Annotated in this window: 12 protein-coding genes; 6 read left to right on the forward strand and 6 right to left on the reverse strand. The window is 61.9% G+C overall.

Annotated elements, in window-relative coordinates; genetic code table 11:
• Positions 1-31: 31 nt before the first annotated feature.
• From ssnA to mocA, 3 genes are all read right to left on the reverse strand, one after another.
• A complete protein-coding gene (gene ssnA / locus AB5Y97_RS12665; protein ID WP_201946441.1) occupies positions 32-1,360 on the reverse strand; it encodes a putative aminohydrolase SsnA in 1,329 nt (442 codons plus the stop codon).
• A gap of 30 nt (positions 1,361-1,390) precedes the next feature.
• Positions 1,391-4,501 carry a putative selenate reductase subunit YgfK gene (gene ygfK, locus AB5Y97_RS12670; RefSeq protein ID WP_368158093.1) on the reverse strand — a complete coding sequence of 1,037 codons (3,111 nt, stop codon included), beginning with the start codon at positions 4,499-4,501 and terminating at the stop codon, positions 1,391-1,393.
• 320 nt (positions 4,502-4,821) lie between these two features.
• The gene (mocA, locus tag AB5Y97_RS12675; RefSeq protein WP_265177249.1) at positions 4,822-5,469 is read right to left on the reverse strand and encodes a molybdenum cofactor cytidylyltransferase; all 648 of its coding nucleotides are present in this window, start codon (positions 5,467-5,469) and stop codon (positions 4,822-4,824) included.
• A 1-nt stretch (position 5,470) separates the two neighbouring features.
• On the opposite strand from mocA, the gene yqeC reads away from it, so the two are divergent.
• Positions 5,471-6,319 carry a selenium cofactor biosynthesis protein YqeC gene (gene yqeC / locus AB5Y97_RS12680; protein ID WP_368158095.1) on the forward strand — a complete coding sequence of 283 codons (849 nt, stop codon included), beginning with the start codon at positions 5,471-5,473 and terminating at the stop codon, positions 6,317-6,319.
• Positions 6,320-6,346: 27 nt separating this feature from the next.
• Positions 6,347-7,939 carry a selenium-dependent molybdenum cofactor biosynthesis protein YqeB gene (gene yqeB / locus AB5Y97_RS12685; RefSeq protein WP_368158097.1) on the forward strand — a complete coding sequence of 531 codons (1,593 nt, stop codon included), beginning with the start codon at positions 6,347-6,349 and terminating at the stop codon, positions 7,937-7,939.
• A 70-nt stretch (positions 7,940-8,009) separates the two neighbouring features.
• Here the strand turns inward: yqeB and AB5Y97_RS12690 are convergent, their stop codons facing one another.
• A complete protein-coding gene (locus AB5Y97_RS12690) occupies positions 8,010-8,933 on the reverse strand; it encodes a DMT family transporter (protein ID WP_201946431.1) in 924 nt (307 codons plus the stop codon).
• Positions 8,934-9,196: 263 nt separating this feature from the next.
• Between AB5Y97_RS12690 and AB5Y97_RS12695 the strand changes: the two genes are divergently transcribed.
• From AB5Y97_RS12695 to AB5Y97_RS12710, 4 genes are all read left to right on the forward strand, one after another.
• Positions 9,197-10,318 carry an ABC transporter substrate-binding protein gene (locus tag AB5Y97_RS12695; RefSeq protein WP_201946429.1) on the forward strand — a complete coding sequence of 374 codons (1,122 nt, stop codon included), beginning with the start codon at positions 9,197-9,199 and terminating at the stop codon, positions 10,316-10,318.
• 100 nt (positions 10,319-10,418) lie between these two features.
• On the forward strand, positions 10,419-11,471 hold the full coding sequence (locus tag AB5Y97_RS12700) for an iron ABC transporter permease (protein WP_201946427.1): 1,053 nt from the start codon (positions 10,419-10,421) through the stop codon (positions 11,469-11,471).
• Entirely contained in the window at positions 11,464-12,234 is a 771-nt protein-coding gene (locus tag AB5Y97_RS12705; RefSeq protein WP_201946426.1) for an ABC transporter ATP-binding protein, read from the forward strand. Before AB5Y97_RS12700 ends, AB5Y97_RS12705 begins: the two co-directional genes overlap by 8 nt.
• Positions 12,235-12,289: 55 nt before the next feature.
• Positions 12,290-13,513 (forward strand): MFS transporter, encoded by a 1,224-nt coding sequence (locus AB5Y97_RS12710; RefSeq protein WP_201946424.1) that lies wholly within the window; start codon positions 12,290-12,292, stop codon positions 13,511-13,513.
• A 152-nt stretch (positions 13,514-13,665) separates the two neighbouring features.
• Here the strand turns inward: AB5Y97_RS12710 and arcC are convergent, their stop codons facing one another.
• A complete protein-coding gene (arcC, locus tag AB5Y97_RS12715) occupies positions 13,666-14,598 on the reverse strand; it encodes a carbamate kinase (RefSeq protein ID WP_236294558.1) in 933 nt (310 codons plus the stop codon).
• A 95-nt stretch (positions 14,599-14,693) separates the two neighbouring features.
• Entirely contained in the window at positions 14,694-16,118 is a 1,425-nt protein-coding gene (gene hydA, locus AB5Y97_RS12720) for a dihydropyrimidinase (protein ID WP_201946421.1), read from the reverse strand.
• Between the last annotated feature and the right edge of the window lie 13 nt (positions 16,119-16,131).

The following is a 16,131-nucleotide window of genomic DNA, read 5'->3' on the forward strand; positions in this document are numbered from 1 at the left end:
GCAATCCGGTCCAAAACTGTGGAAGGTGGCCTTAGGCCAGCTGATCCATCCGTTGCCACAGGCGGCTCGCCACCTTGCTGGCCTGCTCATAAATGGGCGCGACATCGAACGGGAACTCGCGGTCCTGATAGACCATGCGCCCCTCCACCATCACGCTGTTGACGCTGTTCGATCCCATACCAAAGGCGAGATGGCCACCGAGGTTGCGCGGCGCCAGCGGGGTCGGCGCGTCGTAGTCGCAGATGGTGAGGTCGGCCTTGTAGCCTGGCTCCAGGCGGCCAAATTTGGCGCCGAAGTTGCGCTCCAGCAGGGTGTTGCCGTTCCAGAGGAAGCGGGCAAAGCTGTCTGGCCACAGGGCGCCGCCGGCATCCTTGTGTTTGAAGTAGGCGAACTTGAGCTCTTCAAGCATGTCGGAGCCGATGCCATCGGTGCCAAGCGCCAGATTGCGATACTCCGGCAGATGCATGTTGTAGCCCACGTGGTTGTTCATGTTGGAGCGGGCGTTGTGCACCAGGAAGGCATCGCGGCTGTTGAGCAGCTCGATGTCGGCCGGGCTCAGGTAGATACCGTGGGCGACAAGCGACTTGCTGTCGATAAGGCCAAACTCGTCCAGCCGGGCGATGGGCTCCTTGCCATAGTGGTGGTGACCGTGAGCCATGTCGTAGCGGTCTTCCGCCACATGGATATGCAGGCCGCGACCGGTGACCTGCACCGCTTCGCGCAGCATGGCCAGCCCCTCGTCGGGCACGGTGAAGGGGGCGTGGGCACCGATATGGGCCTCCACCAGATAGGGCTCGCTCCCCTTGGCCTTGGCGGCATCAATGGCCTGCGCAAACAGGATGTTCTCCTCCACCCCGGCCTGCAATTCGGCGAGGCCGCCGTTGCGATCCGTGGTCTCGAAGCAGGTCATGCCGCGCAGACCCGCCTCCACAAACCCTTTGCGCAATACATTCAGGGAACCCTTGATGAAGTTGGGCGACGCGTGGTGGTCGATCACCGCGCTGCAGCCGCTCTTGATCGCTTCCAGCGAACAGATTAGACCGCTGTAGTAGAGGGACTCTTCATCGAGCGCCCGATCGAGCCGCCACCAGAGGTTTTTCAGGGTGGAGATAAAATCCGGGCAAGGGGCGATATTGGCCATGATCCCCCGCGACAGGCCGGAGTAGAAGTGGTTGTGGGCACAGACGATGCCCGGCATCACCAGCTTGCCCCCCATCTCCCGATAGTTGGCCTCCGGGTAGAGGGCCCGCAGATTGGGCCCTACCGCTTTGATAAGGGTGCCTTCGATAGCGATATCCACCCCTTCCAGTACCCGGGTCGGCTCCAGCTGGACGGCGGTGACGTTCTTCAGAATAAACATGGTTTGCTCCTTCGCTTATTCGTTATTCGCTCAGGCCTCGACGGCCCCCAGCAGGTAGTGGTGATGGGCGTGGACATGGCTGATGATGCGGCACATGTCGCCGAGAGCCGCAGGCGCATCCTTGATCCGGCTCTGGGCATCTATGGTCAGGCGATAGGTCTCGCCATCCTGACGCACCCGCAGTTCGCCACCGTCAGCCAGATAGAAACCGGGGTTGCGGCTGTTGTCGAAGTCCTCGGGCAGGCTGAAGATGGTGACCTTGTCCTGATAGGGCTTGCCCTGCCACGGGCAGAACTGGGCACAGTTGCCACATTCGTTGCAGTAGGCATCCAGGTGCAGGGTCTGGAACTGATCCTTGAAGCCCGGCACCGCGATGGCGACGTTGGCCCGGTTGGGGCAGACATCCACGCACTTGCTGCAGAGGTAGTTGCACTCGAGGCAACGGTGCGCCTCTTGCGCCACGAAGGCATCGCGCTCGCTCTTGTCAACCATGGTGACGGCGATGCTCCCCTTGCGGCGGTAGATCTCATCCTTGCCCGACGGCTGAATGGTCACTGCACTCTGCTGGCTGGCGATATGCTCGCGAGAGAGCACCAGATCCGCGGCGCGGCGGGCACCACCGATGGCACCGACGATGGAGGACGGGCCACTCTGCACGTCACCGATGAGGAAGACGTTGCGACGGCTGGTTTCGCCAGTCTGGCCATCCACCTCGGGCCAGCCATCGCTGCCCAGAGGAATGCCCATCGCTTTCAATACTTCGCAATCAGGCTGCTCGCCGATGGCGGTGATCAGCGCATCCATCTGCATCACTTCGGTCTGCTCGGTGGGCACCGGACGGCAGCGGCCCTGTTCGTCAGGATCCCCCAGCGCCATCATCCGCACGGTGAGCTTGCCATCTTGGTCAAAGCGCTCCGGATTGGTGAGGAAGCAAAAACGCACCCCATCCTCCACCGCTTCCAGATACTCCTCGCGATAGGCGGGCATCTCTTTTTCGCTGCGGCGGTAGATAACGGTGACATCGCTGACACCCGGCACCTTGAGGGCGGCGCGGGCGCAGTCCATGGCGGTGTTACCGGCGCCGATCACCGCCACATGGCGGCCGAGTGGCAGCGGTTTGCCCTGATTGAAGCTGCGCAGGAAGTTGAAGGATTTGTAGACCCGATCATGACCCCCTTCGAGACGCATGCCGCCATTCTTGTCGGCGCCGATGCCGACGAAGACATAGGTAAAGCCCTGGGCGTGCAGCTTGTCGACGGTGAGCGCCGGATCGCAGCCAAACTCGAATTTGACCCCGTGGGCGGCGACAAAGTCGATATCGTGCTGGATAAGCTCGGCCGGAATGCGGAACTCGGGGATAATGTGTTTGACCACGCCACCGGCATCCGCTTCGCGCTCGAACACGGTGACCGGGTGGCCTGCGCGGGCCAGGAAATAACCGGCGGAGAGACCGGCCGGGCCAGCACCAATAACCGCAACCGGATGCTTGTCACCACTGCCTGCCGGTTTGTGCCAGCGGGCCTTGTACCCTTCCCAGCCGCGCTCCAGTGCCACTTTTTTCAGCTCGCGGATATTTAGCGCGCTGTCGTAGTCGAGACGGGTGCAGTTGTACTGGCACTGGTGATCGCAGATATGGCCGGTGATGGCAGGCAAGGCGTTGCGCTGATAAATCAGCTCAAGGGCTGCCACATACTCCCCCTCGCCCATCAGGCGAATGTACTCGGGGATATCCTGATGCACGGCGCAGGCGGTGACGCAGGGAGCTACGTAGCAGTCGGTCAGCGGCAGACCGCCGCCCACTTCGATGCGATCGTCGGACTTCCACTCCTTCTGGGTGTAATCCATGGTGAGCGCCTTGGCGGCAAGCGCTTCCAGCTTGGCCACATCCACCTGACTCATGCCCCAGCTGTCAGAGGCGTCGATCTCTTTGAGGCACTCAATCTGGCGCAGGTAGCCACCCGGTTTCAGCAGGTCGGTGGCCATGGTGATGGGACGAATACCGGTCTCGAAGATCTCCGCGATGTTGAACTTGCTGGCGCCGCCCGAGTAGGAGATAGGCAGCTTGCCATCGAAGGCGCGGGACAGCACCGCCGCCACGTTGATGGAGAGCGGGAACAGCGCCCGGCCGGACATATACATCTCATCCCCCGGCAGCGCCCCTTTGCGGTTGATGGTGCCCAGGGTGTTGGTCAGCTTGACCCCGAAGGTGAGCCCCTTCTCGGCCCCCAGCGCCATCAAACGGGTCAGCATCGCCTTGGCCTGCTCCAGCTTGAGGTCGTGATCGAACGACGCTTCGCTCAGACCAATGTAATCAAAGCCACAGGTATCGAGTATCTCGCGCACCCGCGGGTAGCCCAGCAGGGTCGGGTTCAGTTTGACGAAGGTGTTGAGCCCCTTCTCTTCCAGCATGTAGCGGCAGATGGCCTCAATTTCGTTCGGCGGGCAGCCGTGCATGGTGGAGAGAGTGACGCCGTGAACCAGATTGGCCGGGATACGATCCACCAGCTGTTGCAGGCGATCGCGGCGCGCCCCCAGTCCCAGCTCGGCGATAAACTGCTCGTCGGCCACCAGCTCGCGCAGCACCTGCTGGTACTCGGCAAATTTCGGAGTGCTGCTGGCATCCATCAGACTGTGGATAAACTGCTGCATCGGTGGCTGTTTGATGCCGTCGAGGTTGTAACCCACGCTCATGTTGAAGATAAAGGACTTGGCCTCCCCCTCAAGACGCGGATCGAATACCTCCTCCAGCAGATAGAGGGCAAACCAGGCTTTCAGATACTCGTCGAACGCCTTGGGCAGGGTGAACTCGGTAGACCACTCGGTGTTGAAGCACTCGTCTTCGGCATCGATGCAGGGCTTTTCCAGTTCGAGACGGTCCAGGATCTGCACCGTCTTGAGCTCGATAAAGCGCCCGCCGGTCAGCCAGGAAGTGACGATGTTCTGGGCCAACTGGGTATGGGGGCCAGCTGCCGGGCCAATGGGGGTCTCGCAGGTTTCACCGAACACCTTGATCTTGCGCTCGTCCTGCTTGCGATAGAATTGCGCGGCGGGAATACCGAAAATGCTCTGACTCTCTTTATATTCCGCGAAAATACGGGTCAGCAGGTTCTTGAACGGAACGGGTCGCATAATATCGCCCATGGCAATCTCCTTGCAGCTGTTCTGCCCATTGGCAGCATGAATAAATGGGGTATCCCGCACGGGCATTACCCCTTGGCAAGGAGAGGAGCAACTATCAGGCCACACCAGCCACAAAACTATTTTTTAGGGTGAAAGCGTGAGACAGCTCCAATTAATGAGGATATTTTGCGATGCCACCATTATGGGTATTGCGAGTAGTTATCAATCACTCTGAAATTTACTTGATGTGCTGATTAAAAAGAACTCGCCCTATCAGTTCAAGTGCGAGAAATATCACTTTGATACGCCATTTATCTCCCCGTTATCTTTTTAAAACAGGGTTATTTCGCACGCTCGATCTCCTTTTCCAGCGCACCGCCCAGCAGCGCCTGATAGCGCTCCGGGGTATCCACATCAAACAGAATGGCGGGGCTGTCGACTGGCACCATACGGTGGGGATGCCCTTGCAACCAGCGCCGTACCGACGGCTGCACCGGGGCCGCTGCCAGCTCGCGGGCAAGGGATTTGGGCAGCAACACCGGATGGCCCGCCTCCCCCTGCCAGGTGGGGAAGAGTACCTCACAGCCCCGTGCCAGCCAGAGCTGATGATAGACATCGCGCGGGATACAGGGGAGATCCCCGTGGCTGATAAAGAGGTAGTCAGCGTCACTGGCCGCCAGGGCAGAGCGGATGGAGCTGCCCAGCCCCTGCCGATAGTCGGGGTTGTGGACGACAACAATATCCGGCCGCTCAAGGTAGCGTTGTTGAAGCTCCTCGCCACGATGGCCCACCACCAGAATAACCCGCTGACAAAAGGCCAGGGCATTTTTGAGACTTGCATCAAGCATTGTCCCCTGGCAATAAGGTAGCATCATTTTCCAGGTACCCATTCGGGAAGATAAACCCGCCGCCGTTATTATACAGTCACACTGCACTTGTTCCTGGCAACGTTGTTTTCCACTCCCTTCGATATTTATTTTGGTCGTCATTATGTCGCACCCACACGCTGTTGCTGTCGCATTTCCAGATATAGATTCGCTATTAAACCCGCTCACCCAAAATATTGATAGCCATACCACCTTAATTAGCCTCTGCGGGGCCGGTGGAAAAACCAGCACCCTGTTCTGGCTGGCGGAATATTTTTATAAACAGGGTAAAAGGGTGCTAATTACCACCACCACCCGGATGTTTCTGCCAGCCCCGTCACACTATCGGGAATTGATCCTGGAAGCCGACCCCGTCCGCCAGCTGACCCGCTGTCAGCAACTGCCCGATGAGCCGACTCTGGTCGCCCTGTTCAGCCATATCGATCAGGCCAGCGGCAAGGTGGCGGGCCCCACACCCCAGCAGATTGATCTCATCAAGGGGCAGCAGCGCTTCGATCTCATCCTGGTCGAAGCGGATGGCGCCAATCACAAGTTATTGAAAGTGCCCGCTTTGCACGAACCTTGCATTCCCCAGAGCAGTGATTGGGTGATCGCCCTGACGGGCGGCGCCATGGTGGGGGCCAAGGCCGACCCGCAGCAGATCCACCGCTGGACCGAATTCCAGGCCCTGTGCGGGATAGAGGCCGGTGACCCGCTCGACTGGGCGCTGTTTCACAAGCTGCTCTCCCACCCTCAGGGGGTGTTCAAGGGCACCCCGGCCAGGGCGCGCCGGATCTGGTTTATCAATGGGGATTATCAAAATGAGGCGTCGTGGCTCGATGAATTGATAAAGCTGCATAGCCGCCACCCCGAGATCCATGCCATCTGGCAGGGGGCGGTTCGCGAGCCACAGCCCATTCGCCTCGCACTCGGTTACTTCGCTCAGGATGAGGCACAGCCGCCTCGCCCATGATGGTTTAAGGATAAGAAGAGGTACCTTATGAATCTGTTTGCACACGCAGCCCGACTGGAACAGGAGAACACTCCCTTTGCCATGGCCCAGATCATCGAGAGCCGGGGCTCCACCCCGCGCCATCAGGCCCAGATGCTGGTGATGGCCGATGGCCAGATCCTCGGTACCATCGGTGGCGGCATGATTGAACGGCTGGTGATCGAAGAGGCGGTGGCAGCCATTGCCGAGCGCAAGCCGCGCATCTTCCATGGCCGGATGGCCCGCAACGGCGAGCATGCGGTGGGGTCGGATTGTGGCGGCGCCATGTCGGTCTATATCGATGTCTACGGCCTGCGCCCCCGTCTGGTACTGATCGGCGCCGGTCACGTCAACCGGGCGCTGGCCCATGCCGCCGCGCCGCTGGGTTTTGATATCCATGTCGGCGACTGCTTTGAAGGGAGCCTCAACCCCGAACACTTCCCCGCCGGCACCCATCTCAAACAGGCCGATACCATCAGCGCGGTGATTGAGAAACTGGCCATCGAGCCCGCCAACTTCGTCATCATCGCCACCAATCATCAGGACAAGGAGGCGCTGGAGCGACTGATCAGCCGTCCCCTCGCCTATCTGGGGCTGCTCGCCAGCAAGCGCAAGGTGCAGACCTTCACCCAGGCCCTGCGCCAGCAAGGAGTGAGTCAGGAGCAGTTGCAGCGTTTGCACGCCCCCATCGGCTACAACATCGGTGCCGAGACGCCCGAGGAGATCGCCATCAGCATCCTCGCCGAACTGCTGCAGGTGAAAAACGGCAAGGCAGGCGGCCTGATGCAGGACGATGTGCGCCTCAAGCGGGATCAACTGGTGGTAATGCGCGGCTCCGGCGATATCGCCACCGGCGTCGCGCTGCGGCTGCACAATGCGGGCTTCAAAGTGGTGATGCTGGATCTCGACAAACCCACGGTGATCCGTCGCACCGTCGCTTTCGCCCAAGGGATGTTCGATGGTGAAACCAGTGTCGAGGGAGTGCGCGCCAAGCGGGTCGAGAGCGTCGAGCAGGCGTTCGAGCAGCTGGATCGGGACATCATTCCGCTGCTGGTTGACCCCGACTGCGCCACCCTCTCCGAGCTCAAACCGCGCTATCTGGTGGATGCCATTTTGGCCAAACAGAACCTCGGCACCCACAAGGAGATGGCACCCATCACGGTGGCCCTTGGCCCGGGGTTTGAGGCGGGGCGCGACTGCGATGCGGTGATCGAGACCAACCGCGGCCACCATCTGGGCCGGGTCATCTATCAGGGCCCCGCCCAGCCCAATACCGGCATTCCCGGGGTGATCGAGGGGCACTCCGCCCGCCGGGTGGTACGCGCCCCCGCCCCCGGGGTGATGAAAAGCCTGATCAAGCTCGGCGATCTGGTGCAGGAGGGGGATGTGATCGCCCATGTGGGGGACGCCCCCATCATAGCGCCGCTCTCGGGCATGGTGCGGGGGCTGCTCAGCGATGGCATCGAGGTGCCGGTCGGCTTCAAGATTGGCGATATCGATCCGCGCGGCGAGCGCGCCGATGCCACCACCGTCTCTGACAAGGCTCGCGCTATCGGCGGCGCCGTATTGGAAGCCATGATGCATCTGGCCCAGCGCAGATAAGAGAGTGTTCTTAAAACCAGAAGGGCCCGCCATGATGGCGGGCCCTTTTATTTCGTTGCCAGCAATCGGCTCAGCCGTGCTTGATACGGGTCTCCCCCGCCACCGACACCACGGAGCGTTTGCCCTTGCGACTGATCACCAACAATGCCAGCACGATAACGGCGATACCGCTCCCCTCCACCGGCCCCGGATTTTCGCCGAGCAGCCACCAGGAGAGCAGCACACCGCTCACCGGCACCGCCAGGGTGCTGAGGCTGGCAATCCCCGCAGGCAATTTTTTCAACACAAACAGCCAGAGACTCCAGGCAATGGCGGTGGCAAAAATAGCGCTATAGGCCAGCGCCCCCATCACGTAGGGTTGCCAGTCGATGGGGCGCTCCGGTACCAGCGCGGCCACCAGTGTCATCACCAGGGTGGCGTAGATCATCTGCCAGGTGGTGAGGGACATCAGATCCACCCCGGGATGGCGGGCATACATCCGCTTGGCGATGATGGCGCTGATCCCCCAGCAGATGCCGGAGAGGATCGCCAAGAGGGCACTCTTGAGGGATTCAAGATGCAGCAACCAGGGCTGGATCACCAGCAGCAGCCCGCAGGCCGCCACTCCGACCGCCAGATAGTGCAGCTTGCGCATCCGCTCGCCGAGAAAGAGCGCCGCGAAGATCACCACCCAAAACGGCATAGTGTAACTCAAAATGGCCACCTTGCCCGCCCCGCCGCTGATCAACGCCCACTGGGCCAACCCCACCATGCCGCAGGTCTGGAACAGGGCGATGGCTAATGTATAGCGAAACGGGGTGGGTTTGAGATAACGGCGCCCGCGCAGGGCCAGCACCAACAACAACACCAATGAACCGCACAGGCAGCGCAGGGCGGTGAACTCGAACGCCCCCGCGTAGAGCATTACCTGCTTCATCACGATCCAGCTGTAACTCCAGATGGCGGTGAGCAGAACAAGCCCCCCCAGCGCCGCCATATTGATCTTTGTGCTCATTACTCTGCCTTTTTGGCGCCTGTGCGCCTGCATGCCGGGCTAACCAGCCCCGAAATGAACCATCTTACTCTTGTGGGGGCCGACAGCCCAAACCTACCCTCCCCCCTGAAGAGCGGCGTTGGCGAAGAACCTTGCCAAGGTGGGCCTCGAACGACCAACACGCTATATACGTCCCTTATCTGACCCTTGGTAAAATCGATTGCCATCACTAAACGCAAATGCTAATACTTCGCACCCCAAAATCCGTTCAAGGTTTTCACAAGATGTTTCGTCACCCCCTGGCAAAGTTGCTGCTGCTCGGTCAGCTCGCCCTGATGAGCTGGATGGCGCAGGCAAATCCCCCGGTTGAAGTAGAAGATGTGATGGGCCGCAAGGTCTCCCTCAGCCTACCGGCCAGCCGTATCGTGCTCGGTTTCTATCCCGAGGATTATCTGGCCGTGGCTGGTGAAGGCGGCGCCGATCGGCTGGTGGGCATGTCCCGTGGCTGGTTCGTCAAGTCCCGCCCTGCCATCTGGTCGCTCTATGTCGCCAGCCTGCCGCAACTGGCCAAGGTGCCTGACCTTGGCAATGTGCAGGATCAGAGCTTCTCCATCGAGAAGACCCTGGCGGTCAAGCCCGATTTGCTGATCCTGGCGAAGTGGCAATATGAGGCTCTCGGCCCGGATCTGCCACGCTTCGAACAGGCCGGGATCCCGGTGGTGGTCATCGACTACAACGCCCAGACCCTAGAGCGCCACATGGCGAGCACCTTGCTGCTGGGCAAGGTGACAGGTCAGGAAGCTCGTGCCCAACAGATGGCCGACGAATACAAGACCAAGATTGACATCATCACCTCCCGCGTTGCCAACGCGAAGCGCCAGCCCCCTCGGGTCTATATCGAGCTGGGTGACAAGGGCCCGGCCGAGTACAGCTACACCTATGGCAAGGACATGTGGGGCGCGATGGCCCTGCTGGCCGGGGGTGACAACGTCGCGGCTCCCTTCGTCGAGCGCTGGGGCCCCATCCATCCTGAGCAACTGCTGGCGAGCAAACCCGAGGTCATCCTGATGGCGGGCTACGAGAGCGTGAGCAGCGCAGAGGCGATGCAGGTTGGCCAGGATGTGTCAGCCGAGACGGTGCGCCAGCGTCTGCAAGGCTTTGCCGCCCGCCCGGGCTGGAGCGAGTTGCCCGCAGTGCAGCAGGGTCGCCTCTATGCGGTCTATCACGGCGCCACCCGCAGCATCATGGATGCAGCTCTCATCGAGTTCATGGCCAAGGCCCTCTACCCGGATCTGTTCCAGGATCTCGATCCCCTGGCCACCTATCAGGGCTTCTACCAGCGCTATCTGCCCATCCGTCCCCAGGGCACCTTTATGCTGGGCATCAAGCAGGGTGACGCAAACTGAATCCGGTCGTTCGGGCTTTGCCTGTCTAGGCAGAGCCCTTTTCATCCCTCTTTTCACCCTTGTGGGCGCCTCTCATGGCGCCCGTTTCAGGATTGTCATCATGAATGATTTAGCTGCCCTGCAGCAGACCCTCGCCCGCCAGCGGCAACGGGAGCGCCGTCGCGGGCACTGGCTCCTGCTGCTCACCCTGGTACTGTGCATTACCCTGGTGCTCGACATCGCCACCGGCCCCTCTCTGCTGCCACTTGGCGAAGTGGTCGATGCCCTGCTCGCCCCCGCCCAGGCCGATCCCATGACCCGCACCATAGTCCATGACATGCGCCTGCCCATCGCCCTGATGGCGCTGGTGGTCGGTGCTGCGCTGGGCCTTGGCGGCGTCCAGATGCAGACCCTGCTGGACAATCCGCTGGCCAGCCCCTACACCCTGGGGCTCGCGGCGGCAGCGGGGCTCGGTGCCGCACTGGCGCTCTATACCGGCGGTCTTGGACTCCCTCCTCTGATTGCCATTCCGGCTGGCGCCTTCATCCTCTGCATGTTTGCCGCGAGCCTTTTATTTGGCCTGGCCATGATGCGCCATGTCAGCAGCCAGACCCTGATCCTGGCGGGCATCGCCCTGCTGTTCCTGTTCCAATCCCTGCTCTCCCTGCTGCAGTTTCTCTCCTCCCCCGAGCTCAACCAGCAGATCCTGTTCTGGCTGTTTGGCAGCCTGATGCGCACCACCTGGGACTCCCTGATCATCACCGCCGCCGTCACCCTGATCTGCACCCTGCTCATCTACCGGGATGCCTGGGCCCTCACCAGCCTTCGCCTCGGGGAAGCCCGCGCCCGCAGCCTCGGGGTCAACGTGGACAGGTTGCGCATGAAGACCCTGCTCCTGGTCGCCCTGCTCACCGCCACCGCCACCAGTTTCGTCGGTGTCATCGGCTTCGTTGGCCTGGTGGCGCCCCATATCGCTCGCATGTTGGTGGGGGAGGATCAGCGCTTTCTTATCCCGCTCTCGGCCCTGTGCGGCGCCTGCATGCTCTCGGCGGCCTCGGTGCTCTCCAAGTCCATCATTCCGGGGGCCCTCTTTCCCATCGGCATCGTCACCGCTTTGATTGGCGTGCCCTTCTTCATCTGGTTGATCCTCGGCAGGGGGCGTAAACGTGCTTGAAATATCCCGACTCACCCTCTCCCTCGGCCAGCAAACCCTGCTGCGAGAGCTCAACCTCACCCTGCATCCGGGTCAAGTCCACGTGATCATCGGCCCGAACGGGACCGGCAAGACCTCCTTGATGCGCACCCTCTTTGGTGAACTGACCCCGGATGGCGGCGATATCCGCCTGGGGGGCCAGAGTGCCCGCCAGATGACGCAGGCCAGGTGGCGCCAGCAGTTTGGCTACATGCCCCAGAACATCCAGCTGGAGCTAGACTTGAGCGTCATCGAAGTGGTGGTACTGGGGCGCCTCGACAGCCTCTCCATGCGTCTGGCGGACGAGGACATCCTGGCGGCGGGTCGCGCCCTGCAGGCGCTCGGCATCGCCCATCTGGCGGATCGCCCCCTCTACTCCTTAAGCGGCGGCCAGCGGCAGATGGTGCTGTTTGCCCAGGTGCTGCTGCGCGATCCCCGCATCATGATGCTGGACGAGCCAGTAAGCGCCCTGGATCTGCACCACCAGATGCAACTGATGGAGCATCTGTGTCAGCAGACCCGCGAGCAGCAGTGGATCACCCTGGTGGTGTTGCACGATCTCAACCTCGCCGCCCAGTTTGCCGATCAGCTGATCGTGCTGGCAGGGGGCGATCTGCAGGCCTTCGGCCCCCCCGCCCGGGTGCTCGACGCGGCCCTCATAGAGCGCCTTTACCACGTACCGGTGGAGATAAGCCATGATCAGAGCGGCATCCCCTTCCTCAGAACCGTGCGAAAGGCCTCATGACTGAGCGCAGCACAACCCCGGCGGCCCCCTCCCGACATACTAACGGGAGGCGAAGATGAACGGCGCCTCCTACTGGCGGGACTGGCAGGGCATGAGCCCGGCGGCCCGCCTGCTTATCACTAACGGGCTGGCCTTCAACCTCGGTTTCTACATGATGATGCCCTTCCTCGCCCAGCACATGGGTAGCGGACTGGGTCTCGCCGGTTGGGCCTGTGGCCTCGTCATGGGGATGCGGGTCTTCAGCCAGCAGGGGCTCTTTCTCTTGGGGGGTACCCTTGGGGATCGCATCGGCTATCACCCCGCCATCGTCTGGGGCTGCCTGGTGCGCTCGGTCGGTTTTGTGCTGCTGGGCTGGGCCGAGTCCCTGCCCATCCTGCTGCTGGCCGCCGCCCTCACCGGCTTTGCGGGGGCGCTGTTCACCCCTTGCGCCCAGGCGTACCTTGCCAGCGAATGCCACAACCCGAGCCAGCGTCAGCGCGCCTTTGCCCTGCACAATCTCGCCAGCGAGGCGGGCATGCTGCTCGGGCCCCTGGTCGGCCTGACTCTGACCCAGCAGAGCTATACCCTGACCGGCTTGTTGGCGGCTAGTCTGTTCGCCCTGCTCGGCGTGCTGCAATACCGGGTGCTGCCCAAACGCCCGGTGAGCCACCAGAGTCCGCGTGGCGCCATTTTGCGCCAATGGAGAGAGATAGTGCGCCAGCGCTCATTTATCGTGTTTACCCTGCTGGCGGGCAGCTACCAGATCCTGTTCCACCAGCTCTATCTCGCCCTGCCCGCCCATATCCAGAGCCTGCCGGACGCCACCCACCTGCTCGGCGGCGTCTTTACCCTCTCGGCGGTGATCGGCGTCCTGCTCCAGCTACCTGCCTCCCGTCTGGTAGAGAGGCGCCTGGGAATGCCGCTCGCCATGGGGTTGGGTATCGGGATGATGGGCTTGAGCTACCTGGCTCTACCGCTGCTGGCACCTTGGCCGACGGCAGGCGTGTTGACACAGGTGGCCCTGCTTTCCTTGGGTTCCATCCTCTGCTTCCCGCTCTTTGCCGCCCAACTGCCCCGCTACGCCCCTCCCGAGCAGCTCGGCAGCTACTACGGCTTCTATGCCAGCGCTGGCGGCTGCATGGCGCTCTTTGGCAACCTGCTCATCGGTTTTATGTTGGGGGATGCAGGCAGCCGCCCCGCCACAGTCATCTGGCTGCTGCTGGCGATGATTGGTTTGCTCGCCGGTATCGGCCTCTACAGGTTTCTGCCATCCACAAAACCCGGCAGCCACTCCAACTAGCCCCATTACCACTCCCACAGAGCGGTTCCTCTGGCCTGCAGAGCACGATCGACAGTGATGATCCGTCACCGCCATCCCAATAAAACAGAGTGTGGAGCCTAGGCTCCACACTCTGTCAGGGGCCGGATGCCCCTGTGGGTCAGTACGCATGATTACAGGCTGATCACGGTACCGGTCTTGCCAGCGATCCCCTCGGCGGCCTTCTCCAACAAGGTGATCAGGGATTTTCGCCCCGGCAAGGAGGTGGCGAACGAGAGCGCCGCCTCCACCTTGGGCAGCATGGAGCCCTTGGCAAACTGCCCCTGGGCGATAAAGCTGTTGGCATCGGCCACGCTCAGGGTATCGAGCCACTGCACCTCGGGCTTGCCGAAGTTGATGGCCACCTTCTCCACTGCGGTAAGGATGATCAGCATGTCGGCGTCGATGAGCTCCGCCAGCTTGGCACTGGCCCAATCCTTGTCGATCACCGCGCTGGCACCGCGCAGGTGATTGCCCTCGCGCAGCACCGGAATGCCGCCGCCACCGACGGTGATCACCACCTGACCGGCGGCCAGCATGGCAGAGACGGTCTCTTTCTCGATGATGTCGACGGGTTTGGGGGAGGCCACTACCCGGCGATAGCCGCGACCGGCATCCTCTTTGAGCCGCTCGCCCCTGGCCATCAATGCCTCGGCCTCCTCCTTGCTGAAGAAGCCGCCGATGGGCTTGCTCGGATCAAGGAAGGCGGGATCGTTTTTATCCACCTCCACCTGGGTCACCAAAGTGGCGACCGGCTTGTGGATGCCGCGCTCCAGCAGGGCTTCGCGCAGGGCATTTTGCAGGTCATAACCGATATAACCCTGACTCAGGGCCACACAGACAGACATGGGCAGATGCGGCGCCTTGGGGTCATGGCGGGCCGCCACTTCGAACGCCTGCTGGATCATCCCCACCTGCGGCCCGTTGCCGTGGGTCACCACCACCTCGTGCCCCTGGGCGATCAGGTCGGCAATGGTACCCGCCGTGCTCTGAACCGCCTTCATCTGCTCGGGCAGGTTGTTACCCAGCGCATTGCCCCCCAGGGCCAGTACGATTCTCTGTTTCATCTTGTTATCTCCAGTGATGGGACAAGCCGGCGCAATACCGGCCCACCTTTCGTTGTTCACATAAGCTTGCTGATCTGCGTGTTTCGAACGGATTGTCAGCCTGCCACCAAGGGGCAAGGCGAGTGCAGCTCCGGCGCCAACGCCGGATCAAAGGGTGCTCTGGCCAGAAAGCGGCCATGACCACGCCGCCCCAGAAACTCGCCATCGCGAGCGACTATCTCGCCGCGACTGAGGGTCATCCTGATCTGGCCGGGACAATGCATCCCCTCGTAGGGGCTGTAGTCGCCATTGTCGTGCAGGGCGGCGTGGTGGATTTGTGTCTCGCCACGGGGATCCATCAGCACCAGATCGGCATCGGCACCCGGTTGCAGATTGCCCTTGCGCGGCCAGAGACCGAACAACTTGGCCGAATTGGCACTGGTGAGGGCCACGAAGCGTGACGGCGAGATGCGCCCGCCCAATACCCCGTGGGCAAAGAGCAGCAGCATCCGGTTCTCGACGCCCGGCAAGCCGTTGGGGCAGCGGCTGAAATCGCCCCCCGAGAGGGTCATGCGCTGGGCGTGGGAGAAGTTGCAGTGATCGGTCGCCACCGTGTCGATATCGCCAGCTGCGATGCCGACCCACAGCTTGTCCTGCTCGCGGCGCGAGCGCAGCGGCGGGCTGAGCAGATAGTCGACTCCGTTCTCCCGGTAGTAGCAGGAATCATCCAAAAGCAGATATTGCGGGCAGGTCTCCACCCAGACCGGTTGGCCCTGACGGCGCGCCAATTTCAGATACTCCAGCCCCAGTCCGTTGGAGAGGTGGACGATATAGAGCGGCGCATTGCCAGCGAGCCCCGCCAGATTGATCATCCGGGCGATGGCCTCCGCCTCGCACTCCAGCGGGCGGCTTTGCGGGTGATACCAGGGCTCATGGTGACCGGCGGCCAGCAGGGCCGCCCGGCGCGCCGCGATGGCGGCATCGTTCTCGGGATGGACTGTGGCAAGCGCCCCCACCTCCTTGAGGCGGGCCAGGGCGCGCAGCACGTCGTGATCCCCCAGCTTGTACTGGTAGGTGAGGTAGAGCTTGAAGCTGCTGATCCCCTCCTCCTGCACCATGGCGGCCATCTCGTGGAGGATGGCGTCATCCACATGCTGGATCACGCCGTGAAAGCTGTAGTCGATCACCGCCTGATCGGCGGCGTAATCGTGATAGCGGGCCAGCTGGTGATGCAGATTGCACCCCGCCGGTCCAAATCCCATGTGGTCGATGATGGTGGTGGTGCCGCCACTGGCGGCGGCACGGGTACCGCTGAAGAAGTCATCGCAACTGCGGGCAATCCCCACATCGATGTTGAAGTGGGTGTGGACGTCGATGCCACCGGGCATCACGTAGCAGCCGCTGGCATCGATCACCTCGGTTTCGCCATCGGGCTGGATAGCGGCGGCGTGCGCGCGGATCACCCCGTTCTCGATCAGCAGATCCTGACGATATTCCCCCTTCGCATCGACCAGCACACCGTTCTTGATCAGCCGTTTCATTCCCACCACCTCG

Origin of the sequence: Aeromonas sp. R10-2, from assembly GCF_040908445.1 — a bacterium.
Classification (GTDB): domain Bacteria; phylum Pseudomonadota; class Gammaproteobacteria; order Enterobacterales; family Aeromonadaceae; genus Aeromonas; species Aeromonas veronii.

Coding starts and splice junctions, on each gene's coding strand:
- ssnA (WP_201946441.1), bottom strand. CDS start 1,360: ATGTTTATTCTGAAGAACGTCACCGCCGTCCAGCTGGAGCCGACCCGG.
- ygfK (WP_368158093.1), bottom strand. CDS start 4,501: ATGGGCGATATTATGCGACCCGTTCCGTTCAAGAACCTGCTGACCCGT.
- mocA (WP_265177249.1), bottom strand. CDS start 5,469: ATGACGACCAAAATAAATATCGAAGGGAGTGGAAAACAACGTTGCCAG.
- yqeC (WP_368158095.1), top strand. CDS start 5,471: ATGTCGCACCCACACGCTGTTGCTGTCGCATTTCCAGATATAGATTCG.
- yqeB (WP_368158097.1), top strand. CDS start 6,347: ATGAATCTGTTTGCACACGCAGCCCGACTGGAACAGGAGAACACTCCC.
- AB5Y97_RS12690 (WP_201946431.1), bottom strand. CDS start 8,933: ATGAGCACAAAGATCAATATGGCGGCGCTGGGGGGGCTTGTTCTGCTC.
- AB5Y97_RS12695 (WP_201946429.1), top strand. CDS start 9,197: ATGTTTCGTCACCCCCTGGCAAAGTTGCTGCTGCTCGGTCAGCTCGCC.
- AB5Y97_RS12700 (WP_201946427.1), top strand. CDS start 10,419: ATGAATGATTTAGCTGCCCTGCAGCAGACCCTCGCCCGCCAGCGGCAA.
- AB5Y97_RS12710 (WP_201946424.1), top strand. CDS start 12,290: ATGAACGGCGCCTCCTACTGGCGGGACTGGCAGGGCATGAGCCCGGCG.
- arcC (WP_236294558.1), bottom strand. CDS start 14,598: ATGAAACAGAGAATCGTACTGGCCCTGGGGGGCAATGCGCTGGGTAAC.
- hydA (WP_201946421.1), bottom strand. CDS start 16,118: ATGAAACGGCTGATCAAGAACGGTGTGCTGGTCGATGCGAAGGGGGAA.